We start from the raw sequence: 22,975 nt of genomic DNA on the forward strand, positions 1-22,975 counted from the left end.
GCCGGGGGGGGGCCCTTCGTGCGTGTCCGAGGGGTGGAGGAGCTGGTCAGTCCTGACCGATCCAGCGCCAGCCGAGCGGCGTCGCGACGGCGTCCACGGTCCGGTCGTGCTTCTCGAGGGGCAGCGGACGGTCCGTCGCGTCGTAGACCTCCTCGGGGAACACGACGGCGATCACCTTGGTGCCGGAGCGCACGTGCTCGAGCGCCCGGTCGTACCAGCCGCCGCCCTGCCCGAGGCGGACGCCGTTCGAGTCGACCGCGAGTGCGGGCGCGATCACGACGTCGGCGTCGGCGAGCGCGGCCGCCCCGAGCGTGGGACCGCTCGGCTCGGGAGGCCTGCCCGGGGCGCGGACCTGGAGGTCGTGCGCGCCGTCGAACTCGGCCCAGTCGCGCTGGAGCCCCGCGCCCAGGACGGGCAGGAGCACGCGGACGCCGCGGGCGGAGAGCCGCTCGAGCATCGCGGTGGTGCCCGGCTCGGTGGGGCGTGCGGCGTACGTCGCGACACAGCGCGCGGACAGGACCTCGGGGATGGTCTCGATCACGTCGGCGATCGCCAGTGCCGCTTCGTCGCGGCGGCGCTCGGTGCGGGCGGATCGAGCAGTGCGGATGGCTTTTCGGAGGATCTCCTTCGCGTCCTCGGGTTCGATGCTTCCATGCAGGGGATAGGGCTGAACCGGGCCACTCATGCGCCTATTGTCGCAAAGGTTCGGGCAAGAAGTGTCCGTGCTGTCGTCGTCGGACGGAAAGGGCCCGGATCGTGGAGCGTGGCGGGCGGCGGGTGGACCAAGGGGGGTGCCGGCGACGTCCGTCAGCTTCCGGTACTGGCGTACCCGCTGCTGGTGTCGGCGTGTCAGGTCGTGATACACCCTGTCCACCAGGCGTCGCGTCGGTGATCCTGGTGCTCGAAGGCACGACGTCTCGGGCTCTGCAGCCGGGGACGGACGATCGATGGGCACGGGAACTATGACGAACAAGCTCGCACGGACGTGGAGCGTGTCGAAGCCGTGGCCGGTCACGCTCCGCGAGGACGCGACGGACGGCAGCGTGGTGCTGCGACCGTTGCGCCGCAAGGACGGGCACGCGTGGATGACGCTCCGTGCCCGCAACGCCTCGTGGCTCGAACGCTGGGAGGCGACGTCGCCCCGGCCCGGCACGGGCGGTGGCCCGCCGACCTTCGGCGAGTACGTGCGGATCCTGTCGGCCCAGGCGCGGGCGGGCACGACCCTGCCGTTCGCGGTCGAGCTGGACGGCGAGCTCGTCGGGCAGCTCACGGTGTCGGGCATCACGTACGGGTCGTTGTGCTCGGCAAGCATCGGGTACTGGGTCGGGGAGCACGTCGCCGGCCGGGGTGTGATCCCCACCGCGGTCGCCATGTCGGTCGACTACTGCTTCCAGGTCCTGGGGCTGCACCGCATCGAGGTCAACATCCGCCCGGAGAACGGTCCGAGCCTGCGCGTCGTCGAGAAGCTGGGCCTGCGGGACGAGGGCGTGCGCGAGCGCTACCTCCACATCCAGGGCCAGTGGTGCGACCACCGCACGTTCGCGATCACGACCGAGGAGGTCCCGGACGGGCTCCTGACCCGCTGGCAGGAGCGGCGCCGCGACGCCCCATAGTGCATGGTCCCGTCAGGGAAAAGGACCGACACGCCGTGCGGCGTCCGGGAGCCCACCTGGCGGCTCGCCTACGGTCGGCATGTGGAATCGACGACGGGCTCGGCAGGCGTGGCAGTCCTTGCCCTGTTCGTGATCTGGTTCGCCTACTACGTGCCGCACCGCGTCAAGCAGCGTCAGCAGTTCCTGGACTCGCGCGTCGAGGACCGGTTCTCCGGCTCGCTGCGGGTCCTGGGGGTCGCGTCGGGCAGGCGTGAGCGTCGTGCGCCCCGCGGGCACCTGGGCGGCGCCGAGGGGCGCTCGTTGCTGCTGGGGCCCGCCGTGGCCACGGAGCCCGACGTCGGGATCCTGCTGCGGGTCTCCGACGTCGGCGACCCCGGCCCGGCCGCACCGAGAGAAGTCCAGCAGGTCACGGCCGGTGGCACCGGCCACCGGCCGTCGTCGAAGGAGGGGCCGCAGACCATGGAGAACGACGTCCGCACGGGAGACCCTCGCCCGTCCATCCCGCCCGGGCGCCGCGCCGAGGGCGGGTTCGACGACCCGTTCCCGGCACGCCGGGCGCCCTCGCCGTCACGCATCGCCCTGCTCGAGCGTCGCGCCAAGGCCGCGCGCCGGCGACTCGTGCTGACGATCCTGCTGCTGCTCGCGACCGCGGGTGCGTGGGTCGCGGTCGGCTTCGGGCTCGTGTCCTGGTACGCGGCCGCAGGCCCGACGGCGGCGCTCGTCCTGGTCCTCGTCCTGGGACGTCAGGCGGTGCTCGCCGCACGCCGCGCCGACACCGTGTGGCTCGCGGACCGTCGCGCGGCCGCGCGGGAGGCCGCACGCGCCTCGCGAGGGCCCGTGCAGGGCAGCCCGGTCGCGCCGCGCAACGTCCACCCTTCGCGCGTCACGGGGCACGCCGTGCGCCCCTCGCAGACGAGCACCCAGATGATCCCGCGCGTCACGCCCGCCGACCTCGAACGAGGCGCTGCGCGCAGCCGCGACCGGCGTCCCGCGACCGGATCGACCGCACGTGTCGAACCGGAGCCCGACCTAGTCCGACCCCGCACGGGTGCGAGCGGTGGCGAGCTGTTCGACGACCGGGACCGTGACGAGCCGGGCGTCGTCGTGATCGAGGCGGAGGTCGCCGAGGTGGTGCCCGCCTCGGGCTCCGCCGCGCCCGAGGGGACGCCCCGCCCCGAGCCGACGGCCCCGTCGGCCGACGGCGAGCCCGGGGGAGCCTGGGAACCGGTCCCGGTGCCACGCCCGACGTACACCATGAAGCCCACGGCCTCCGAGACCGGCGTCGCGCCGGTCCAGGTGGCCGTCCCCGTCGCACCGGCCGCCGCGCCGCGGCCCGCCCCCGAGGCGGCGGTCGTGGGGGTGAACGCGGCGCCGGTGGTGCCGGGTGTGCCGGCTGTGCCGGTGTCGAGCCGTCCTGCGGTCCCCGCGGCGGGCGACGACAAGAAGCCCAAGACCGAGACGCTGGGCCTGGACCTCAACGAGATCCTGGCCCGCAGGCGCGTCTCGGGCGGGTGACAGGCTCCGGCCTAGGCCAGGGTCCGCGCCGGTCGGCGCGCGGTCAGGGCCGACAGGGCGCGGATTTTCCGGGGCCGGGGGACGGGTGCTAATGTAGGCATCGCTCTGGGGCTATGGCGCAGTTGGTAGCGCGTCTCGTTCGCAATGAGAAGGTCGGGGGTTCGAATCCCCCTAGCTCCACCAGGCACAAGGCCCGGAACCCTCAGGTTCCGGGCCTTGGTCGTTGCTGGTGCAGAGAGTGCCCAGGGGGCCAAGTGGGGGGCCGAGTGGCCTACGCGCTCCGGACCCACAGGACGCGCCAGCCTTCAGGCAGTTCGGCGTGGAGTCGGACCCAGGCGTCGTCGTAGGTGGGTGCCTCGATCCTCACCTCTCGTGACTCGCCGTCCTCCGCGCGTTCGTCGGCGGGGATGGGCTGGGTCATCGCGTGCAGGATCATGCACTCAGGGTAGGTCGGCTAGGCTCCCGGCTATGGCAGGGGCGTGGGTGATCCGTGAGCTCGCGGACCAGGCCGGGGTGACGCCGAAGACGGTGCGTACCTGGGCTGCGGCGCAGGGCTGGCAGAGGTCTTCTCGTCGGTGGGTGCTCGACGACGAGCGGGCACGGCTCGTGCTCGGCCATTTCGAGGAGACGGCCCGGCTTCGGACGCCGGCAGAGCGTGCTGAGTGTGGCGTCGAGGGGTGCGAGCGGCCGTGCGTGGGGCGCCAGGACGTGTGCAGGATGCACTACCGGCGCCGGGCCCGCACAGGGCGCACGGAGCGGTCGACGGGCGGGGCTCGGCAGCTCGAGAAGACGCACTGCCCGGCCGGGCATCCGTACACGCCTGAGAACACGTACCGCTTCGCGTCCGACAACCAAGCACGGCGCAGGTGCCGGGCCTGCCGTATCGCACGCTCGACAGCGTGGAAGCAACGGGCCGCGGCGCGCGAGCCCTAGATCCGGGTGCAGTGCGCGACGGGGACCCACGCGAGCCACTCGGGCCAGCCGGGCGCCGACTGCCGGATGCACAGCCACGAGCCGGACCGGGCGATGACGTCGAGCTCGTAGGTCTGTTCGCCGCGGCCGTAGGTGTTCGTGGTGACGCGGGCGCGGTGCGGTGGGTCGTAGTGCGCCGTGATGAGTCGGCTTTCCCCGGGGATGTTGACGACGAGCATGGAGAAGTCGCGGGTCTCGGGCGCGCGGGTCATCAGCGGCGGGTGACCGCGTTGGCCCAGACCCACGCGGAGTCGAGGTGGCCGAACTTGTCGACGTAGCGGACACGGACGGCGCGCTCGGTCCAGGCCATGGCGTCACCGTCGATCTCGAGGTCTTCGCCCTTGACGGTCACGATCCAGGCGCGCACTGGGATGGGGCGCTCTGGCGTGGTGACTTCCATGCCGTGCTGGCGCGGGTGGAGCGTCCTCGCGCGATCGGGGAAGGGCGTGTTGCCGGTCGGTCTGCTCACCGGACCAGGCTATCGAACATACGTTCGAACGAGTTAGGTGAAGGTGTGCCCAGCCTCGTCATGACCGGTTGCCTCCTGGGTGCTCTCCTCGCCCGGGGCACCCTGCGGAGTGTTGGTTGACATCTGCACGTCGACGACGGCGTTGCAGTCGGGGCAGTGGCGGACCTCAGTCCACTGTCGGTGCGGCATCAGCGTTCGTTCCTGCTTGGATCAGATCCTCGACGCGACTTTCCGCACGTCCATCCGATGTGGACGTGATCCTACTCGTCAGGATGTTGTGCTGCGTTCGAGCGTCTCGTCGTAGGCGAGTTGTTCCTCGAGAACTCACGTGTAGGTGATGAACTGCGCAAGCGGCGGGCCGCGCACGTGGACGAGCGTCGGCTTCCGCCCGTACTAGGCGGGCAGGCTCAGGTGCACGATCGGGTAGGGCCGACCGTCGGAGTCGAGCGGGCTGCGCCCCGCCTCCTGGAAGCCGCGGTGCAGGTAGAAGCCGAGCGCGTCGGGGTTCTGCTCGTTCACGTCGACCCGGGTCACACCGTGGCGGGCCACGGCCTCGCCGAGCAGCGCGGACCCCACGCCCGTGCCTCGCGCCTCGTCCGCGACGAACAGCATCTCCAGGCCGTCGTCGGCGACGCCTGCGAACCCGACGGCCAGACCGTCGCGCTCGGCGACGAGGAGCTCGACCGCGGGAAGGTAGTCGGACGCCAGAGCCGCCTCGATCCGCTCGAAGTCCGCCTGCGCCAGGAAGTCGTGCGTAGCGCGCACCGCGCTACGCCAGATCTCGACGAGGCGGGGGAACTCTGACGGGCCGGTGGTGGGGCGAACAAGGATCTCCGAACGTGCACTCATGCACACGAGATTACCCGCGAGAGGCTGGCGCCCACCGTGCCCAAGCCGACCGCCTACCAAGCCAGCCACACGACGAACGCGCCCCGCCGTCCCGAAGGATGGCGGGGCTTCGTCACGCTCGGGTCAGGTCCGCGGCGGCCACGACCAGGTGCCGGGGCCGTCGCCGTGTGGGACGGCGTACTCGCGGTAGTCGCCGCCGAGGCCGTGGACGAGCAGGTCGACGGTGAGGTCGTCGGGCAGCTTGTCGACGAGGCCGGTGGGGCGGCCAGTGCCGGAGAGCGTGCCGTCGGGACCCGGGCCCCAGCGGTCGATGACGCCGGGCACCGTGGCCGCGCGGGTGCGCAGGACGATCGCCGGAGCCGTCACACCGTCACCAGTGCGGGAGGCGTACCGCACGACGCGACCCACGCTCGGGGGCGGGGTGCCGGACGTCGGCGGCACGTACTCCTCGAGGATGCCGATCTCCGCGTCGCGGACGTACACGGGGGTCTGCGCGGAGCCGAGGACGAGCCGGGTGAGCCAGTCGGGGATGCGTGGTTCTGCCCAGCGCCACAGGGCGTACCAGGCGGCGATCGCCGCGGCGGTGACGAGTGCGAGCGTGGTCTCGGAGCTGAGCCAGCTGGCGAGTGCGGTGCCGAGGTTGCCGGGCAGGTGCGGGGTTGCCGCGCGCAGGATCGCGGCGACGACCGAGCCCCACAGCACCGGGACGACGGTGCGCAGCCAGGACACGGCGCGGTCGGAGATCGGGTGGGCGGGCGTGGTGGTCATGCGAGGTCTCCTGGTGGTCAGGCGCTGGCGAGCGCGTCGAAGGCGGGGGCGGCGAGCTCGCGGAGCGCGACGCCGGAGGACTGGAGCTTGGCGACGGTGTCCATCTCCTGGACGGGGACGAATCCGCCGCCGGTGATGAGGCCGATGCCGCGGCCGGGGGCCTGGATGAGCAGGAGCTGGTTCGCCCCGGCGCGGGGAACGCCTCGCAGGAACTGCGTGGTGACGCCTGCGGGGGCGCCGAGCTTGCCGGTCAGGCCGGTGATGGACTCGTCGGAGATGGGGTGGCGGACGCCGCCGTCGAGGAGCCAGATGCCGTCCTCGGGCGACTGGATGAGCATGGGCATGTCGATCTCCTGGTGGGTCGGTGTGGTGGGTGAGATGGACGCGGGCGCGTCCGGGATGGTCGGGGTGGCGATCGAGCCACCGGTGCCGGCGCCCGGGCGAGAGACGAGGTTCGCGTCGAGCGCGGGGTTGTACTCCCAGTGCCAGGGCTCGTAGAAGTTGCTGGTCTTGGCCCAGTCGGGGTGCCGCCACCCGTGGGGCTCGACATCGCGGCGGAACGCCTCCCACGTCGGGGAGCCGACATGCCCGAGGCCGGTGACGTCGATCGCGGTCCCGGTGCCGTGGTTGGAGGTGCCGGGTACCGCGGCGGCCGCGAAGCCCTTCCGACGCACGTAGCGCACGCCGTTCCACCAGCGGATGTCGCCGTAGTGGCCGCCACCGGTGCGGGCGGGCATGTACCGCTCAAGGAAGATCCGGATCTGGGTCGCGAGCGGACGCTCGGAGTCGGTCAACACCCACCGGCGGGCGCCGTTCGCGGCGTCGAACGCGGCGGCGGCGTCCGCGCGCAGCCGGTGACCGGGCGCGGTCTTGAGAGCAGTGCTCACGTCTGCCTCCTGGCATGACGAAGGCCCCGACGCGGTCGCGTTCGGGGCCTGGGTGGGTGTGGGTCAGGGGTTGGTGGGCACGACCTGGATGAGCGTGATGAGGACCCCTGCGAGGGACCCGAGGCCGACGACGCCTGCGACGACCAGGCTCGCTACCGCGACCCAGGACGTGCGGGGCGCGGGCGGCGGGATCGCGGCGACGGCCTTCTCGGTCGCGGAGATCGCTGCGGAGTGGGCGTTGAGGCGGGTGTCGACGACGTCGAGTCGGCGCCCGTGCTCATCGGTGCGGGCGGTCGCTGCGGCGATCGTCGCGTCGAGCTTGCCCTCGAGTCGGGCGAGGGTGACCGGGACGGACTCGGCCTGCTGGTGGTCGGGGGCGTTCACCATGAGAGCCGGACCTTCCCGGAGTTGAATCGGAGGCTGGTGCCGGCGGCGGATGCCTTGGCGGCGCGCACGGTCAGGGCGTGGGAGCCAGCGGCGACGGTGTAGTCGCCGTGAATGTCCGCTGCGCCGACTGTCAGCGTGTTCGTGTCCACGAACCTGCTGTCCAACTTCGTGCTGCCGACGTAGATGTCCACCCAGGCCTGGGCTTGTCCGTCCGAGCGCAGCGTCATGTCGAGGTCGACGCGCAGGGTTCCGGTGGTGGCCATCGTGAAGGCCACCGAGGCCAGGGTTCGGACCGCGGTGGGTGAGTCGATCGCGGTGGTGGCGAAGTCGGTCTGGCCTGCGGCGGCGTACTGCCGGGGTCCGGCGAGCTTGGTCCAGGCCGTGGTGCCGCTGCCGCCGACGCTGCACTCGAGCGTGCCAGCGTCCGAGCGGTACACCAGGAGCGGCTTCGCGGTGCTGGGGGTGAATGCGGCCGCGAGGGCGTCACGCGCGGTGGTGTTCGCTACGGGCACGATCAGGCGCCCGTCGAGCGACCCAGCGAGGGTGCGCAGGTCGCCGTCCGGGTCGAAGACGTCGGTGCCCGCGGGGACGATCAGGCCGGTGGGGGTGGTCGCCATGCTCAGCGCCTCCAGTCGAGCTGTAGCTGCCCGGAGGCAGGGTCGGAGCCGACACCAGCGATGCCGACGTAGGGAGAGCCGACGACGGCGATGCCGCCTCCGGAAATGAGGTCCTGCCCCCACGCGGTGGGGATGTCGACCCACTGGGGGCCGATGTTCGGGGCGAGGGCGAGGTCGTATGGCCCGGCAACGCGAGTGACGTCGCCGCCGGGGCGGGAGGCGTTGGTGTGCCGGTGCAGGTGCAGGGTCTGGGCGGCGTTGTAGGACCCGATGCGCAGGCGGGCGCCGAGCCGGATGCGGGCGCCGGTGATCGTGGCCCCGGCGAGTTGGGAGGCCGCGGCCCCGTAGAACCAGGCGCCCCTGTTCTCGCGGGCGGACCCGTAGCGCCACTGGACGACGTCGGTGCCCATGTATGCCCAGGACCCGCCGACCTGCCAGGAGCCGGAGTCGATCGCGGTCACGGTGAGAGTGCCGGACGCGGAGACTGGCGGCGGCTGGGGAGAGGAGCCCCCTCCGCCTGGGTCCGGGGCCGGGACTGTTGCGGCAGTCGAGGGCCAGATCCAAGGCGAGGTCGACTGCCAGTCCAGGCGCACCAGCGCCCCGATCGAGGGGGCGGTGCCGACGTATCGGCATGCCAGCACCCCGGCTGCCGTGTCGACCGAGACCGTGCCTGAGGTCGCGGCGCCGGTCACCGTACCCGTCAGGGGGCGTAGCCCGTCACGGATGACGGGGCCCAGGACCGATGCCTCACCGTCGACCAGAAGCACCCGCACCGCGTCCCCGGCCGTCGGGATGAACCCGGCGGGCCAGGTCACCGGGGGCTGGGCTCCGTCGACGTTCACGGCGAAGCCCACGCCGACCGCGACCACGACTCCTGCGCGCAGACGGACGACGGATGCCTCACCCACGGCGCACCCGGGCCGCGACAGCCTCCAGAGCCTGCGCTGAGACCCGCACCGTCAGGGTCATCTTCTTCGACGGGGTCGTCCCTGCATCGGACGTGGCCGAGGTCATGCGCATCCCGACCACCCTTCCCTCCAGCGGCAGCTCGCCGGCAGTGGTGGCGGCGATCACGATCACCCGGTCCTGGATCTGCAGGCCGGGGTGGGTCAGGCAGGTCACGGTCAGGTCGACCTCGCCGGACGCGACCCGGTTCGCCAGGAGGGTCTCGGCGTCCGCGTCGACCCCGGCCTGCGTGGTCGCGATCGAGCGGTGGAAGAGCGGTACCTTGCCGAACGGGCCACCCCACGCCAGAGGACCGGAGCGGATGTACGCGCGCCCCACCAAGGGGCGCCCGTCCGGGGTCTGCCCGCTGCTGACCGCGGCGTTGTACACGCCCTCGTCGGACAGGGACCGCGCCAAGTTCACTAGGACGCCGTCCTCTCCGCCAGCCAGCGTCCACACCGGGCCCACCCCGGCGGCGGGCACGATCTCCAGTGCACCGTCCGGAGCCATCCGGTACACGGCGCCGATCGCGGACAGCAGATCCTCGACCGCGTCCATGCGGGACTCGCCGTACACCAGCGAGCCGGGCACCGGGCCATCGACCACCTCAGGGCGCACGGTCACGGGGCAGATGTCGCGCAGCAGGCGCCGCACTTCCGCCACGCAGGTCGCCTCGGTGACGACCTCCGCGTCGAGCCGGGACATGACCACGGTCGCGGTCTGCTCGTCGGCCTGAATCGTCACCGAACCGCCGCCGGCGACCCGGACCGCCCGCCCGTCGGCGAGGTTGTACGTCAGCCACGTCTCCTGCGGGTCCGGGTGACGGATCCGCCACCACCCCAGCGGCACCCGCGCCCCCGACAGACCGGAGACCCACGTGACTTGCAGACGCGAGCCGCCGGGCCCGAGCGGGTCCGACAGCCCCCACGGTGCCCGCGACCCGTCCGGGTCCCCCACCGTGATCGTGGCCTGCCCCTGGACCTGACGGTCCGCGTCCCACCCCAGCGACCACGACCCTGCCTGCAGGTCCTTCGCGACGACCTGCCCGTCGCGAAAGGCGTGGACCTCGAGCCGGTCTCCCTGCGTCGTGCCGGCGATCTCCGCGTCCAGCTCGGGGGAATCGATGCGCATCAGGGGACCTCCGGGTCACGGGACCAGTCGAGATAGGTGGTGCCAGGCCGGGCGGCCTCGACCTGGTCGTAGGTGCGTGGTGACCACAGGGCCCGGACCTGGTCGTAGGTCCACCACGGGATGACGATCCGCATCGACGTCGGTCGAACCTGCGTGACCGAGAGCTCCCAGTCGTTGCGGAATCCGAGGAGCCCACCGACGACGGGGACCTCTTCGACATCGCCCGCGACCACGTGCGCGACAGGGTCGAGGGGAATGTCGAGCGGTAGGCCGCGGATCACGAACTGGCCTGCAACGTCGAGCAGGTCCCGCATCGAAGCGATGAGCGCGCCCTGGGACGCGACAACCGCACGCAGCGTGAGGGGGACGCCGGATGGGGCCTGCCGGATCCCGACGGACGCGACTGGGTAGCGAGAACCCTCGATGCTCGTGATGTCGATGACCTGGCGCCGTACGATGCGCGACGCTGTGCCGGTCATGAGCATCAGCCCCGCACCAGTTCGCACGCACTCGACCTCGACTGCACCCCTGGGGCTGAGGGGGTCCTGAATCCACACCGAGTCGGACTCGATCGTGATCGTGTCCTCAAGGCGCAAGGGCGTCACAGGCCCCTTGTGCACGACGAGCCTGTACCTTGCCGGGACGTTGAGCGGCGGGACGTGGTCGCGGAAGAAGTCCCCGCCGGTGACGCCGACATGCTCGGCGCCACGGACCCCGTGCCAGGATCGGCCGCCATCCCACGACACCTGGACGCTGATCACCGACTCAGATGACGGCGCGAGCCCGGTCACCGTGATGCCAGCCTGAGGGGCACCAGCGTCGGGCAGACGCTCCACCCGTAGACCCGGAGTCGGGCCCTCGGTAGACGCCGAGGCGTGCGGCGCGCCCGTCCACGAGTACGTCAACTCAGGTGTGGACGGCGTCGACCCGTCGAAGTAGGGCTCCAAGGCTGCCCTCGCCGCGGCCTCGCTCTCGCCGATCGCCATGATGACCGCGTCCAGGTGCGACACGAAACCATCCGGTGCCGACCCACCCACGGCCGATCCGCCGTACCAGACGATCGGGCGCACCGACGTCGCGCCCGCTGGCACCTGGAACGCGGCGCTCTTGACCGACGCGGGGTCGGTCAGCGGCAGCGAGGTCGCAGGCGCCCAATCGTGAGGGCTCGTCGCCACAATCGTGGACCCGGAGCGCATCTGCACAGTGAGCGACACATACAGACCGGCCGACGCCGAACGCCGCACCCTCACCGCGGCCGCAACCCACTGCCCAGCCGTCACCGAACTGTCCGTCGCCAGCACGTAGGCAGACGACCCGGCGGGCGTCGTCCCTACGATGACCGCACGCCCCGTGCCCGGACCGTCCGTAGACGACGCGCGACCTAGGCTCGCGACGCCCGAGTTGCTTGACCACCCATCCGTGCCGAGCTCGAAAGAGGGGTTGCTGACCAGGTTCGTGCGCATCACCACTCCCTCCCGCGAGTTGACCGAGAACCAGATGACGACCGGTCACGCGCATCGACGACACCCACTGCCACCGCTTCCATCCGCCCCTCCAACCCGTTGCCGAGGTCGAGAGTCCCCACCAACTGCAGACCCGTCGGGTCGAACGACCGGGCCGTGGCCGGGGCAGGGTTTGCGGGTGGGGTGTAGGCAAACCGGGAAGCGTTGTCGAGTCCACCGTCTGCGAACTTCGGCGCCAGGCTGTACCCGAACCGGTCTGCCACGTTCTCGAGGATCGATGTCGACCGGCCGCGCTTGGAGGAGGCGAGTGGGATGTACGCCTCGCCGCCCGTCTCGGGCTCAGCCCAGACACGCCACGACCCCGCAGAAGCGATCTGCGCGACATGGTTCTCCGCACCATCGGCGAAGTAGTCCACAACCCCGCCATTAGCCTGCGCGAGCGCAGGCCGAGCGCCCCCACCACCGGTTGTGACGGCGTCGACGTAGACCGTGAACCGCTTGTTGTCGAGCTTCCGGAATAGGGTCTGCACCGCCGTGTCGGCCTGCGTGGTGTTGGCGATCACCTCGGCCGTGTAGTCGCCCGGGATCAGGCCGAGCTTGTTCGCAAGAGCCTCTGCGTCGCCCGCGCTCATGCCCATGGCTCCGGCCATGCGCAGGAACTCGTCCCGCGATCGCTGGACCGCGCCCTGGATCTCCTCCTGGGAGCGGCCGTTGACGGCCATCTGCTCGACGAGCTTCACGCCCGAGGACGCGATCGCGTCGAGTGCCGCCTGGTTCGCGCGGCCCTTCTCGGTCGTGATGTCGAGCGTCGCGCCGTTCTTCTCCAGCGCCTCCGACGCTGCGTCGAGCGCTTCCTCGAACCCGCGCTGCGCGTCACGTTCTCCGAGGACGATGTTCATCAGCGTCGTGTGCGCCTCGGCGACCTCCGTCAGGAGCTCGGCCTGCGTCTTGATCTCGACGTTGGCGCCGGAGGTCGAGCCCTCGAGCTCGTCCTGAGCGCCTGCAGCGTCCTCGGTCACTGGCGTGATGTCGCCCAGGATGATCTTGAGCAACGTCGCGTCGTCCGTAGCGAGGCCCGCGCCGTCCGCGATGCCGATCAGTGCGTCGCGCAGGCCGGGCATGGTCTTGAGGAGGTTCTCCCCAGCCTCTTGCGTGCCGCCCGCCTCTTCGTAGAGAGCGGTGAATGCCTCCGACGCGGCTGGCAGGTCCGACGTCGCGAGCGTCGAGAGCTGCGTCCCGACCGCGCCGAGACGGTCCTTGAGCTCGGACCACTTCGCCGTGTCGTCTCCGAAGACACGGGTGATCGACACGCCGAAGTCGCCAGCATTGCTGCCGATGCGATCCCATGTGCCCGGGTTCGCCATGTCGTCGAGGAAGCCTGCGAATGCCTCGCCGCGCTTGAGGTCGGAGTCCTTGGGGACCAGGTCGCCGAAGAGGTCGCCGACGACGTCCTTGCTGCTGCTCAGCTTGTCGAGCTTGGACCCGAGTTCCTCGGACCCCATGTCGGCCTGGTTCGTGGCCGCGTCCAGAGCAACGAGCCCGGCCGTGACGAGGCCGATGCCGGCGGCCCACTTTCCGACCTTGCCGGCAACGCCCCCGACCTTGGACCCCGTGGTGTCGGAGATGATGCCCAGGTCCTTCATGGCGGAGATGGACTCGGCGGTTGCGACGGCGAGCTTGCCCATCCCGGCGACGCCGAGCAGCACGAGGCCGCCGCCGCCGACGATCGCGAGCGTGGCCTGCTGGACACCAGTGGGCATCTTGCCGAACGCCTCGACGACTCCGGTCGCCTCCTGAACCAGTGCACGCAGGGGGCCGTTCGCGCCCTCGCCCATGCCGATGAGCGCCGTGTCGAGAGCGCCGGTGAATGCCTCCCAGTCGCCCTTGAGGTTGTCGAGGCGCATCGCCGCCTGCTCGGCCGCGTACCCGCTGTCGTCAACTTGGCCGATCCATGACTCGATCCCGGCAGCGCCGTTCTCGTACACGACCGCGGCCGCGCGCACAGCGTCGGACCCGAAGATCGTCGCCATCGCAGCGTTGCGCGCGGCAGGCGTCATGTCGCCCATCGCCGCCGTCAGCTGGCCCGCTAGGTCGGTCATGCCGACGAACTGGCCGTTCGCGTCGTAGGCGGAGATCTCGAGCTCTTCCATGAGGCCCGCAGCCTCGCCCACCGGGGCCGAGAGGCGCTGGAGCATGGTCTTGAAGCTCGTGCCCGCGTCGGACCCCAGGAGGCCAGCGGACGCGAAAGCCGCGAGCGTGCCCGTCGTCTCCTCGATCGACAGGCCCGTCTGGGCTGCGACGAGCCCAGCCTGGTTCAGCGCCTGACCGAGGTCTGACACCTCGCCCTGGGCCTTGCCAGCACCAGCGGCGAGCAGGTCTGCGATGTGCGGGACGTCCGCGCCTTCGAGGTTGAACTGGGTCATGGCCGAGGCGGCGAACTCCGCCGCGTCGGCGACGTCGAGCTGTCCCGCGGCCGCAAGGTCGAGTGCGCCCTTGAGCCCGCCGCCGAGGATCGCCTTCGTCGAGACGCCAGCCTTCGCGAGGTTCTCGATCGCGCCCGCAGCCTCGGTCGCCGAGTAGACCGTCGACGCGCCGAAGTCCAGCGCGGCCTGGCGCAAGAGCGCCATGTTCGCAGTCGACTCACCCGTGGCGGCCTTCACGTTCGAGATGGCCTGGTCGAAGTCGGCGAACTTCGCGACTGCGATCGCCGCGACACCGGTCATGCCGGCGCCGACGAGGCCGAGCCCGTTGGAGAGCGTGTTGATCGACTGGGCGTTCTTGTCGACGAACGCGAGGGCACCAGTGGCGGCGTCCTTCGTGCCCTTCGCGGCTTCGCCCATCTTGCGCTGGAAGTCGGAGATGTCGGCGCGTAGGCGCACCACGACGGACCGGTCGGCCACGGATACCTCCCGGTGTCAGCACTCTGCGGTTGGGGTGTTCAGTCGCCGAGGGCGCCTTCGACGAGCCGTGACTTGTCGGGCTGGTCGCCGAGGGTGTGGTCCGCGAGGGGTCCGCGCGCGGGGCGTGCGCGCGGGCGCGGGGCGTCGCCGTGGGCCATGGTGTTGATGACGCGCGGGACGACGCCGGGCTCGGGGTGTTTCGTGTCCCGCTGCCAGCGCTGGAACGCCGCCTCGGCGTGGTCGACAACCTCGTCGTCGACCTCGAACCAGCCGTCCATGTCGTCGTCGGTCGCGATGCGCCGGGGGATCCCGAACCGGTTCAGGGAGTCCTCATGCAGCAGAAGCCCCTCGGTCAGCCCGCGGTCGCGTGTCGACCACGGATCGCCCGCAGGCGACAGGCCCAGGTACTCGGTGGGGCGGACCTTCCATGAGCGCGCGGCCCGCAGCGCTAGGACGACACCTGGTCGTCGTTCGAGGGCCTCAGCGATTTTGGGGCCGGGATCACCACGTCCTGCATGGTGATGGCCTCGAGCGCGAGGACGAGCTCGTTGAAGTGCTTCTTCCCACCGGGGCGCAGTGCCACGCGACGGATGCCCTCAAGGGACGGGGCAGGCTTCACGGTCCCGGCGACGTCGACCTGCACCACCGCGGCCTGCAGGATCCGGCACTTCGACTCGGCCGTGAACTCGGCCATGGCCTTGAGCCACGCGTCGTACCGCTTCCGGTACCGGGTGAGGGTCGTGGGGTTCGCGCCCTTCGCGGGCTTCGTCGGCTCGTCGGGGACGTCGAGGTCGGCGGTGACGGCGCGGATCTCGGCGGGCTCCAGGGCCCGCAGCGTCCACGTCTCCTTGTCGGCGTCGTAGCGGGCGTACAGGTCCTCGGCCCGGGCGTACAGGGCCTCGAGGTGGACGCGCGCGCTCGTGACGGACTCCGACTCGGCGGTGGGCTCCCCGAGGGACTCCTCGCCGTCGGCCGGGGCTGGCGCGGCGGACTCTTCACCGAGGCTCGACTCGTCAGAGGCGCGCTCGGCGCTCGTCGCGCGGGCGGTCAGTCGTGCGAGGTCCGCCTCGGCTGCGGCGATCTCCTCGTACAGCGGCATGATGTCCGCGTACAGGGCCGGGTTGCGGTGGATCTCGACCTTCACCTGCGTGAAGCTCACGCCGTCGATCCAGTCCTCGACTTCGATGTCGACCTGCTCGATGTTGATGCTCATGACGCCTCCACGGGTCAGCTGTCCACGGGTCTTGCGAGAGGGGTGCCTGCCGGCCCGGACCCGTGGAAGAGCGGGCCGGCAGGGGTCTTGGTCAGGCCCCGGCGGCTACGGCGGAGCCGAGCCATGCGCGCTGCACGCCCAGGGGCACGACGCGCTTGATGAACCCGGCCCGGTCGGACGGCTTCTGCGGGTTGTCGGTCACGACCTCGTACCCGTCGACCTCGTCCGCAGCGGCCCATGCCGCGTCGTACTTCGGCCCCTCGCGCTCGTAGAGCCAGAGCTCGGTGCCCTTCTCCTTGAGCGCGTCCCAGGCGACGTCGTTGGTGGCGTCAGCCTTGCCGGCCTCGGTGAGGTAGCGGAACGGCGTCACGCTGCCCTCGTAGTTCGAGGCGCCGAACGTGACGGCGTTGCCCTCGGAGCAGAGCTCGGTGTCCGGGACCGTGTCCGACGCGACCGGGCTGAGCCGGTAGTCGGACTTGAGGATCCGGCAGGACAGGTCGATGCCGGCGGTGAGCTCGGTGACCGTGGGGGCTGCGGGGTTCGCGGGCTTCGTCGTCAGGGCGACGAGACGCGTGCGTGCGTCAGCGAGAGTCTTCGGCACAGGGGATCACTTTCCCTTCGTGGTGTCCCCGGTGGCCGGGGTAGATGGTGCCGCCTGGGCGGCCTGGTCCTCCGCCTTCTGGCGGGGAGTCTTGGAGAACGGCTTCCCGAGGACCGGGTGGCCGATCCAGTGGGAGGGCACCCGGACCTTCTGGCCGGTGTCCTTGCGGTAGGCGTCGATGAGCGCCATGACGTGCCTCCTAGGCATGACGACGGGCCCCACGCCGGTCGACGGGGGTTGGGGTGGGGTTGGGCTAGGCCGGGACTGACCGGATCCGGTACAGGTCCACGCCGAACTTCGGGTGCAGGTTCGGCGTCGGCAGCGTTACGTCACGGTCGACCTGCACCGTCTGCGAGTCGAAGTAGCGCAGCGAGACCGACCGGCCGGGGACCACGGGGGACGCGTCGCTGAGCAGCGGCCGGATCTTCCGCTGCGCCGAGAGCACCGCATCAGCCGCGAGGCCGACCGCGGTCACGCCGAGGATGTCGTTGAGATCCTCGAGCTCGTCACACAGGGCCTCGGACTCCATGCGCCCGGACGACGACCACAGCAGCACGTAGGGGTACGTCGCGGCGGCCGGGACCTCGATGAAGTGCACCGGGTAGCCCGCGGGGACGAGCAGGGCGCGAACGCCGTCGATGTGCGCCCGCATGTCGACCGGGATCACAGCGACTCCCCGAGTAGCCCGCCGAGGAACTTCTCGACGTTCGGGACCTCCGCCTCGAGCGCGAGGACCGGATCCGGAAGCGTGCCGCCGCCCCGGGACCAGCCGAAGTACGCGCCAGCCAGGCCGGCCGCCCCGCCCTTGTCGCGGTCCGGACCGATCTCCGCCTCGATCGAGGACTGCGTCTCCTTCGTGTCGTAGGAGACCGTCGGTGAGATCTTGCCGAAGTGCCGCGAGCCGGACGCCTCCGACTGCAGCTGCGTCTTGATGTTCAGCGCGCCCTTCTGGAAGATCGGCCGGACCTTCGCCAGGGACTGCGCTGGGAGTCGTGAGAGCTCGTCGCCGAGAGCGGTGAGTTCGTGCATGTCGAGTTCGATCGCAGCCACTACGTCACCCCCGCCTGGTTGTCCTCGCAGAGCAGGCGCTGTGCCGTGGCCTGCGACTGGTCGTCGATCGACGCCACGCGCAGGACCGTGCCGACCATCTGCGGGTTGTCCGGGTCGGACTCGATCGTGATCAGGTCGCCCGGACGGAAGATCGTCCCGAACGGGAGCCTGGCCACGACCCGCGACTGCACGATCGTCACGCCCTGGGAATCGTGTTCGTTCTCGAACGCCAGGCCCGGGTAGCGCAGGTAGCACGGCCCCTCGAAGATGACGGGCTGCGGGGTCGTGACCACGCCGTCGTCATCCGTGACCGGGGCGCCCGGGCGGGTGACGGTGCACGTGCCGCGCATGCGGGCGAGGAAGGCGCGGCGGCCTCGGCGGAGGGCGCTCTCGACGCTCATCGCGTCGTCCCGAGGACCGTGGCGCTGGCGCCACCGAAGCGTTGCCGCAGTCGGCGGCGGGTGCGCTCGGGCAGTTCGGTCTTGTCGACGAGCTCGTCGTCGCCGCGTGTGAACGATGCCTGGTAGTCGTCGATGCGTTCCGAGGACATGCCGCGGCCTTCGCCGATGCCTTCCTGGACCTCGTTGAGCCCGGCAGCGACGAACGTGCAGACCATCTTGACGATGTCGGCGGGGACCTTGTCGAGGCCGTGGTCGAAGGTGAGCGTGAGCTCGCCCGGGATGGCGTTGTGCGCCTGCCACAGGCAGGTGCGCCACAGCGACGAGCCGCGCAAGACATAGTCCGTGACAGGCTCGCCGTCGAGGGTGACGTCTGTGACGGAGTGGACGGGACGTACAGGGAGCTCGATACGCCGCGACGCCTCGGTCCACATGGTGACGGTCGAGACGGTGCGGCTGATCGGGACGCCCGCCGCGTCGCGGACCGCTGCCGACACGGAGGTCAGCAGCGAGTCCACGAGCGCGGTGTTCGTGGTGTCGATCCCGAGGGCCGACAGGTCGGCCACCGTCGCGAGCGGTGCTAGTGCCACGGTGGCCTCCCTTGTCAGTCCTGCTTGGGCTCGGCCGCGAGGATCGCGGCCAGGATCTCGACCTTGGTCTTGGCTTCGCCGAGGTCGATGTCGCGTTCGGTGGCGTAGGCCTTGAGGTCACCCGCCGTGCGCTTCTCGAGCGGCTTCTCGGCGGGCTCGACCTCGACCCACAGCCCTGCCTCGACCTTGGCCGCCGCGTTCTCTGCGGCGGGGCCGTCGGGGTTCTTCGGCTCGTAGGCGAAGGGGGCGCCGTAGATGACGCCCCCCTTCTCGTCCTTGCCCTGGCGTGCCTTGTAGAGCGGCATGATGTTCGACCCTTTCGGTCAGGAGATGGTGACGAGAGCGGACGTGAGGTTCTTGGGGCGAATGACCTTCGCCCCGAACACGTGCAGGCCACGGATGCCGTCGCCGAACGTGGTCTCGAGCCGCAGCGCCTCGGTGTTGAGGATCTGCTGGGCGTAGGTCGTCGCGATCGAGTGGCCCGCGATGATGGTCTGGACCCCCGCGGCCTCGGGGACCGTGTTGGCCTCGAGGATGTCGAAGCCGGCGGCCCGCCCGACGACGCCGTTGCGCAGCCCGTCGGTCGTGCCCGAGGCGTCGAGGCGGATGAAGCGGTCGTCGCGGAGCAGGAGCCCGTAGAACTCGGGGGACACGCCCGCGTACCGGCCGGCGGCCGGGGTGTTGGAGCGGACGAGCTTGGTGCGGAACTCGACCAGGAGGTCGTAGGCGTCGCTGGGAGTCGCGACCGTGACGGCCCCGAGGGCGTTGCCCGCGTCGACGCCAGCCGCGATCGTGGTCGCGACGTACTCGTCGGCCTCGGCCGAGAGGTTGTACGACGCCCCGGTCGTGGTCTCCTCGACGAAGCCGTCGATGGCCTGGCGCTTGTCGATGTCGTCGACCTTGAACGCGAAGTAGTTCTGCTGGTCGATGACGAGCGACTGCTGGGTGTCGGTGAGCAGGTCCCACGTGATCGTGCCGTTGCGGGTGTACGCGCGGACCGCGGGGTCGACGAACGAGGTGATGTGGACGGTGTCGCCCGCGCGGGCGATCTCGCCCTCGTAGTCGCGGTTGATGACGCCGGGCTGGGCGTACACGAGCTGGTTGTGCAGCGCCTTGAGCAGCGCGGCGGACCAGACCTTCGGAATGAACTTGGTGATGGCCATGGGGAACCCTCCTCAGGGTCTAGGGCTTGATGCCGAGGAGGTCGTTGAGTCGACCCTCGGCGCGTGCGGCGTTGATCTGGTCGGGCGTCATGCGGTCGAGCTCGGCCTGCGTGACCTGTCCGGCGCGCTCCTTGCGATGGGCGCCGGGGGACTCGAACGTGACGCCGCTGCCACCTTGCGCGGCGAGGTACGGCTTGGACTTTACGAGACCTTCGAGGGCCTCGTTGATGGCGGAGGTGTCGACCTCGCCATCGGACCCAACCTCGAACTGCTCGAGGTCGAGAAACCTGAGGGCGTCGGCCGGGTCGGAGAGCTTCCCGGCGGCAGCGGCGCGGACCTCAGCCTTGCGGATGCGCTCGTTCGCCTTCGCCAGAGCGGCCTCCTCGGTCTGGCGGGACTTGAGCGTCTCGGCGTGCTCGGCCTCCGTGCCGTCGAGCTTGGCCTGGAGGGCGTCGAGCTTGGCCTGCAGCGTGCCAGCCTCGCCCTTGACCTTGCGCTCGAGGTCGCGGTTGATCTTCTGCTGGGCCTCGAACTTCTCCTGCCAGTTGACCGTGTCGGCCTCCTGGTCGGCGCCGTCACCAGTTCCGGTGTCGGTGCCGTCGGTCGACTCGTCGACGTCGGCGCCGCTGGTGTCGGTGGATCCGCCGCCCGAGGCGTCGGTGTCCGTGATGAACATGAGCCGGCGCAGGTGCGCGCGGGTGCGGATCGGGTGCATGTCTCTCCTTGCGAGAGGGGTAGGTCCTGAGCCCTTGCGGCGTCAGGCAGCGAACTTCTGGCCGCCGGTTGCGAGCCAGCGCCGGTAGTCGGTCTCGACCATGGCGGCGATCTGTGGGGTGAGGGGTCCCCGCGATGCGCCGACCGTGTTCAGGCCCAGCCCTTGAGGGTCGGGGGTGTTCCCGAAGCCGGGGGAGGCGAACGGGTTCCGGCCCTCGAGGACGAGTTGGTACCGCCGTTCGGCGTCGTTCAGACGCCGCTCGGCCGCGGTCATCGTGTAGCGGGACCGCGGGTCGCGGACGCCCGTCCTGCGGGCCTCCTCGACGGCGGCGGATGCCGCCTTACGTGTCCCGCCGCGGCCCATCTGCCCGAAGCCCTCGACGCGCCCACGCAGGGAGCCCGTGGGGACCTGGCCGCCGGGGAGGATGTAACCCTGGTCGCGCAGCGCCTTGAGGGCGTCCTCGCGGTTCGGGTTCAGGCGGTAGATCGTCTCGGGCGCCATGCGTCGCTGACCGGGCCGCAGGACGGTCGACGCGTTGCCGCGACGCCCGGTGCCCTCGGTGGTGAAGGCGCCCTGTCGGCCGCGCTTGGAGTTGATGACCTGGAAGATGTCGCCGCCGTCGCGGATCGCGGCGGCCTCGTGCTCGCCGAAGATCTTGTCCTGCTCGCCTTTCGGCAGGCCCCGGAAGTAGTCGTAGGGGTCGGAGATGAGCCCTTCGTCGAGCGCGGCCTGCGTGGACCCGGCAGCAGACTGGACGTGCACGCAGTCGCAGCGCGGGTGCCGGCGGAAGCCAGCGTTCCAGCGGTAGAACCGCCCGGCCAGGACGACGCAGCGCGAGCACGAGGGCGGGTTGAGCATCCGCACGTACCCGACGCTCTTGCGTGAGGCCGTGTCGATCCCGGCCGCCTGACGCCCGGCGTCAGCGACGACCGTGCGCACGATCGTGTCGAGCACCCGGCCGCCCATGGCGAGCGCCTCGGAGGCCGAGCGTCCGTCGGCGATCCACGTCTTCATGCTCGTGATGGGCGAGAAGAGCAGGCCGTCGAGCGAGCGCCCGTCAGCGGCGTACCCGCCGAAGGCTCGCGGATCCACGAACGCCTCAGGCGCGACCCAGGAGCCTTGCTCGGCGAGCGTCAGGGCGCCGTAGGACGCCCCGGACGCAGCGGCCTGCACCTGGATCCCGGACATGAGCGGCTCGAGCTCGCGAGCCACCACGGGCGACCACGACTGCGAGAGGTAGCGCCAGTCAACGCGGGTCCAGGAGCGGCGCGAGGAGCGCAGCGCGAGGACCTGCAGGCGCTGCATCCGCCGGTAGTGATCCTGGGTGGCCTGTGGAATCGCGACCATCAGATCGCCAGGTCACGAGCGACCTGCTCCATGGTCGGGTCACGCTCCTCGGTCCGCTTCATCTCCATCACGCGGTCCACCTCCGAGGGCGAGAGGCCGTACTCTTCGGCGATCCACTGGAACGGGAAGCCTGCGGTCCGCATCTTCTGCAGCCCGTCCATGAGCTGCTGCTCGGACCGGTACTGCGGCTTCTTCCACAGGACCTTCCCGACGGCGATCTGCGCCGCGCGCTCCGCCTGCCCCTCGGCGATCGCCGCGAGTCGGTAGATCTCGCGCACCGAGGGGTTGGCGTAGGAGATGCGCTCGGCGGCCTTGGAGACCAGGCCGGCCTCGGCGAGCTCGTATCCGGTCGCGGGCGTGTTCGATGACGCGGCGATCAGGTAGTGCGCCGGGGTGCGGGTCTGTGCCACGACGTGCTCGACGGCGTGACCGATGACCTTGGAGAAGACCTCGAGGTTGCCCGCGGTCCACTCGGCCACGTCGCCCTCGCCGGGGATGAAGATGATGCGGTCACGGATCAGGCGGTCGAGCTCGATCGGCCTCTCGCCGATGATCTGCCCGTCCTGGTCGAGGATCGGCTCCTTGGGGACGTCGATGCCCTTGATGATGCGAGCGGGCAGGGACGCGGTGTCGAGCCCGTTGAGCAGGTACGCCCAGACCAGGTTGATGGTGTCCTGGATCGGCTTGACGCCAGCGATGTCGCTCATGGGCTCGTCGTCGAGGAGCGCCTGGTTGCGGAACTCGACGAGCGGGACCGCGCCCAGGGGGTTCGCCTTGAGCTCGCGGGCCTGGTCGAACGCCCAGCCGTCGGCGTTCGGCGCGACGTGCTTGTCGCCGCTCTCCCGGATGAAGCGGGGGCGCTTGAGCGGGATGATGTACTGCGGCGTCTGGAACTCCGAGTACTCGAACTTCTCGTCCTGCCACACGACCATGCCCGCGCGGCGCTGGCGAGTTGTCGCGTCGTAGATCACGCACGCGGAGTCGGGGTGCTCGAACGTGACGCGGGCCCCGACCGGCGACGGCGAGACCATGCCGAACGACCGCTTCGCGACCGTCATCATCATCAGTGCCTCGGACAGCCCGCGGTCCGCCTCGTTGCGCTCCCACATGCGGGCCGACTCCACATCGGCAGTGGTGCTGCCGTCGAGTCGGATACCGAGCTGGTGGATGCGCTCGATCGGGGCCTGTGCCACAGGCATGCACCAGTTGTCCGAGAACCCGGAGAACCGGTCAGCGAAGTAGTCGCGGAACTCGTCGGACGCGAACCGCATGCGCCCTTCGGTGCCCTTGAAGTACGCCACGTTCGAGACGATGTCGGGGCGCCGGGCCCGGATCTTGTCGGCCATGAGCGTCGCAAGACGCAGGATCTCGGCGGAGTCCAT

28 protein-coding genes and 1 tRNA gene are annotated in these 22,975 nt (G+C 70.8%); 3 read left to right on the forward strand and 26 right to left on the reverse strand.

Annotated elements, in window-relative coordinates:
* Window positions 1–46: 46 nt before the first annotated feature.
* Window positions 47–685 carry a 5-formyltetrahydrofolate cyclo-ligase gene (locus H9652_RS04005; protein WP_191794982.1) on the reverse strand — a complete coding sequence of 213 codons (639 nt, stop codon included), beginning with the start codon at window positions 683–685 and terminating at the stop codon, window positions 47–49.
* 262 nt (window positions 686–947) lie between these two features.
* Between H9652_RS04005 and H9652_RS04010 the strand changes: the two genes are divergently transcribed.
* From H9652_RS04010 to H9652_RS04020, 3 genes are all read left to right on the forward strand, one after another.
* Complete coding sequence (locus H9652_RS04010; RefSeq protein WP_225227705.1) at window positions 948–1,613, forward strand: GNAT family N-acetyltransferase; 666 nt, start codon at window positions 948–950, stop codon at window positions 1,611–1,613.
* A gap of 81 nt (window positions 1,614–1,694) precedes the next feature.
* Window positions 1,695–3,128 (forward strand): hypothetical protein, encoded by a 1,434-nt coding sequence (locus H9652_RS04015; RefSeq protein WP_191794983.1) that lies wholly within the window; start codon window positions 1,695–1,697, stop codon window positions 3,126–3,128.
* 107 nt (window positions 3,129–3,235) lie between these two features.
* Window positions 3,236–3,311 (forward strand) — tRNA-Ala (locus tag H9652_RS04020).
* A gap of 88 nt (window positions 3,312–3,399) precedes the next feature.
* Here H9652_RS04020 and H9652_RS04025 read toward each other — a convergent pair.
* From H9652_RS04025 to H9652_RS04145, 25 genes are all read right to left on the reverse strand, one after another.
* On the reverse strand, window positions 3,400–3,564 hold the full coding sequence (locus tag H9652_RS04025; RefSeq protein ID WP_191794984.1) for a hypothetical protein: 165 nt from the start codon (window positions 3,562–3,564) through the stop codon (window positions 3,400–3,402).
* Window positions 3,565–4,057: 493 nt separating this feature from the next.
* Window positions 4,058–4,312 (reverse strand): hypothetical protein, encoded by a 255-nt coding sequence (locus tag H9652_RS04030; protein WP_191794985.1) that lies wholly within the window; start codon window positions 4,310–4,312, stop codon window positions 4,058–4,060.
* A complete protein-coding gene (locus H9652_RS04035; RefSeq protein WP_191794986.1) occupies window positions 4,312–4,569 on the reverse strand; it encodes a hypothetical protein in 258 nt (85 codons plus the stop codon). The genes H9652_RS04030 and H9652_RS04035 overlap by 1 nt, the downstream gene beginning before the upstream one ends.
* A gap of 393 nt (window positions 4,570–4,962) precedes the next feature.
* Window positions 4,963–5,418, reverse strand: a complete 456-nt coding sequence (locus H9652_RS04040) for a GNAT family N-acetyltransferase (protein ID WP_191794987.1) — start codon at window positions 5,416–5,418, stop codon at window positions 4,963–4,965.
* A 123-nt stretch (window positions 5,419–5,541) separates the two neighbouring features.
* Window positions 5,542–6,186: a hypothetical protein gene (locus H9652_RS19600; protein WP_225227706.1), complete on the reverse strand. Its 645-nt coding sequence runs from the start codon at window positions 6,184–6,186 to the stop codon at window positions 5,542–5,544.
* Between the two features lie 17 nt (window positions 6,187–6,203).
* Window positions 6,204–7,073 (reverse strand): M15 family metallopeptidase, encoded by an 870-nt coding sequence (locus tag H9652_RS04050; protein ID WP_191794988.1) that lies wholly within the window; start codon window positions 7,071–7,073, stop codon window positions 6,204–6,206.
* Between the two features lie 63 nt (window positions 7,074–7,136).
* Window positions 7,137–7,460, reverse strand: coding sequence for a hypothetical protein (locus tag H9652_RS04055; protein ID WP_191794989.1), 324 nt, complete (start codon window positions 7,458–7,460; stop codon window positions 7,137–7,139).
* A complete protein-coding gene (locus H9652_RS04060) occupies window positions 7,454–8,077 on the reverse strand; it encodes a hypothetical protein (protein WP_191794990.1) in 624 nt (207 codons plus the stop codon). The genes H9652_RS04055 and H9652_RS04060 overlap by 7 nt, the downstream gene beginning before the upstream one ends.
* A 2-nt stretch (window positions 8,078–8,079) precedes the next feature.
* Entirely contained in the window at window positions 8,080–8,985 is a 906-nt protein-coding gene (locus H9652_RS04065) for a hypothetical protein (RefSeq protein WP_191794991.1), read from the reverse strand.
* Complete coding sequence (locus H9652_RS04070; RefSeq protein WP_191794992.1) at window positions 8,978–10,153, reverse strand: hypothetical protein; 1,176 nt, start codon at window positions 10,151–10,153, stop codon at window positions 8,978–8,980. Before H9652_RS04070 ends, H9652_RS04065 begins: the two co-directional genes overlap by 8 nt.
* Window positions 10,153–11,616 (reverse strand): hypothetical protein, encoded by a 1,464-nt coding sequence (locus tag H9652_RS04075; RefSeq protein ID WP_191794993.1) that lies wholly within the window; start codon window positions 11,614–11,616, stop codon window positions 10,153–10,155. The genes H9652_RS04070 and H9652_RS04075 overlap by 1 nt, the downstream gene beginning before the upstream one ends.
* Window positions 11,616–14,516, reverse strand: coding sequence for a phage tail tape measure protein (locus H9652_RS04080; RefSeq protein ID WP_191794994.1), 2,901 nt, complete (start codon window positions 14,514–14,516; stop codon window positions 11,616–11,618). Before H9652_RS04080 ends, H9652_RS04075 begins: the two co-directional genes overlap by 1 nt.
* 38 nt (window positions 14,517–14,554) lie before the next feature.
* Window positions 14,555–14,794, reverse strand: a complete 240-nt coding sequence (locus tag H9652_RS04085; RefSeq protein WP_191794995.1) for a hypothetical protein — start codon at window positions 14,792–14,794, stop codon at window positions 14,555–14,557.
* A 170-nt stretch (window positions 14,795–14,964) separates the two neighbouring features.
* Complete coding sequence (locus tag H9652_RS04090; RefSeq protein ID WP_191794996.1) at window positions 14,965–15,729, reverse strand: hypothetical protein; 765 nt, start codon at window positions 15,727–15,729, stop codon at window positions 14,965–14,967.
* A 91-nt stretch (window positions 15,730–15,820) separates the two neighbouring features.
* Window positions 15,821–16,330, reverse strand: a complete 510-nt coding sequence (locus tag H9652_RS04095) for a phage tail tube protein (protein ID WP_191794997.1) — start codon at window positions 16,328–16,330, stop codon at window positions 15,821–15,823.
* Between the two features lie 6 nt (window positions 16,331–16,336).
* Complete coding sequence (locus H9652_RS04100; RefSeq protein WP_191794998.1) at window positions 16,337–16,519, reverse strand: hypothetical protein; 183 nt, start codon at window positions 16,517–16,519, stop codon at window positions 16,337–16,339.
* 64 nt (window positions 16,520–16,583) lie between these two features.
* The gene (locus tag H9652_RS04105; protein WP_191794999.1) at window positions 16,584–16,997 is read right to left on the reverse strand and encodes a hypothetical protein; all 414 of its coding nucleotides are present in this window, start codon (window positions 16,995–16,997) and stop codon (window positions 16,584–16,586) included.
* Entirely contained in the window at window positions 16,994–17,359 is a 366-nt protein-coding gene (locus H9652_RS04110) for a hypothetical protein (protein WP_191795000.1), read from the reverse strand. The genes H9652_RS04105 and H9652_RS04110 overlap by 4 nt, the downstream gene beginning before the upstream one ends.
* A gap of 20 nt (window positions 17,360–17,379) precedes the next feature.
* Complete coding sequence (locus tag H9652_RS04115; protein ID WP_191795001.1) at window positions 17,380–17,781, reverse strand: DUF6093 family protein; 402 nt, start codon at window positions 17,779–17,781, stop codon at window positions 17,380–17,382.
* Window positions 17,778–18,368, reverse strand: coding sequence for a hypothetical protein (locus tag H9652_RS04120; RefSeq protein WP_191795002.1), 591 nt, complete (start codon window positions 18,366–18,368; stop codon window positions 17,778–17,780). Before H9652_RS04120 ends, H9652_RS04115 begins: the two co-directional genes overlap by 4 nt.
* Before the next feature lie 14 nt (window positions 18,369–18,382).
* On the reverse strand, window positions 18,383–18,673 hold the full coding sequence (locus H9652_RS04125) for a hypothetical protein (protein ID WP_191795003.1): 291 nt from the start codon (window positions 18,671–18,673) through the stop codon (window positions 18,383–18,385).
* An 18-nt stretch (window positions 18,674–18,691) separates the two neighbouring features.
* Window positions 18,692–19,531 (reverse strand): P22 phage major capsid protein family protein, encoded by an 840-nt coding sequence (locus tag H9652_RS04130; protein ID WP_191795004.1) that lies wholly within the window; start codon window positions 19,529–19,531, stop codon window positions 18,692–18,694.
* Window positions 19,532–19,550: 19 nt separating this feature from the next.
* A complete protein-coding gene (locus tag H9652_RS04135; RefSeq protein WP_191795005.1) occupies window positions 19,551–20,246 on the reverse strand; it encodes a hypothetical protein in 696 nt (231 codons plus the stop codon).
* Between the two features lie 42 nt (window positions 20,247–20,288).
* Window positions 20,289–21,551 carry a hypothetical protein gene (locus H9652_RS04140; RefSeq protein WP_191795006.1) on the reverse strand — a complete coding sequence of 421 codons (1,263 nt, stop codon included), beginning with the start codon at window positions 21,549–21,551 and terminating at the stop codon, window positions 20,289–20,291.
* A gap of 41 nt (window positions 21,552–21,592) precedes the next feature.
* Window positions 21,593–22,975, reverse strand: coding sequence for a phage portal protein (locus H9652_RS04145; protein ID WP_191795007.1), 1,383 nt, complete (start codon window positions 22,973–22,975; stop codon window positions 21,593–21,595).

The organism is Oerskovia rustica, from assembly GCF_014836555.1.
In the GTDB taxonomy this organism is placed as follows: Bacteria; Actinomycetota; Actinomycetes; order Actinomycetales; family Cellulomonadaceae; genus Oerskovia; species Oerskovia rustica.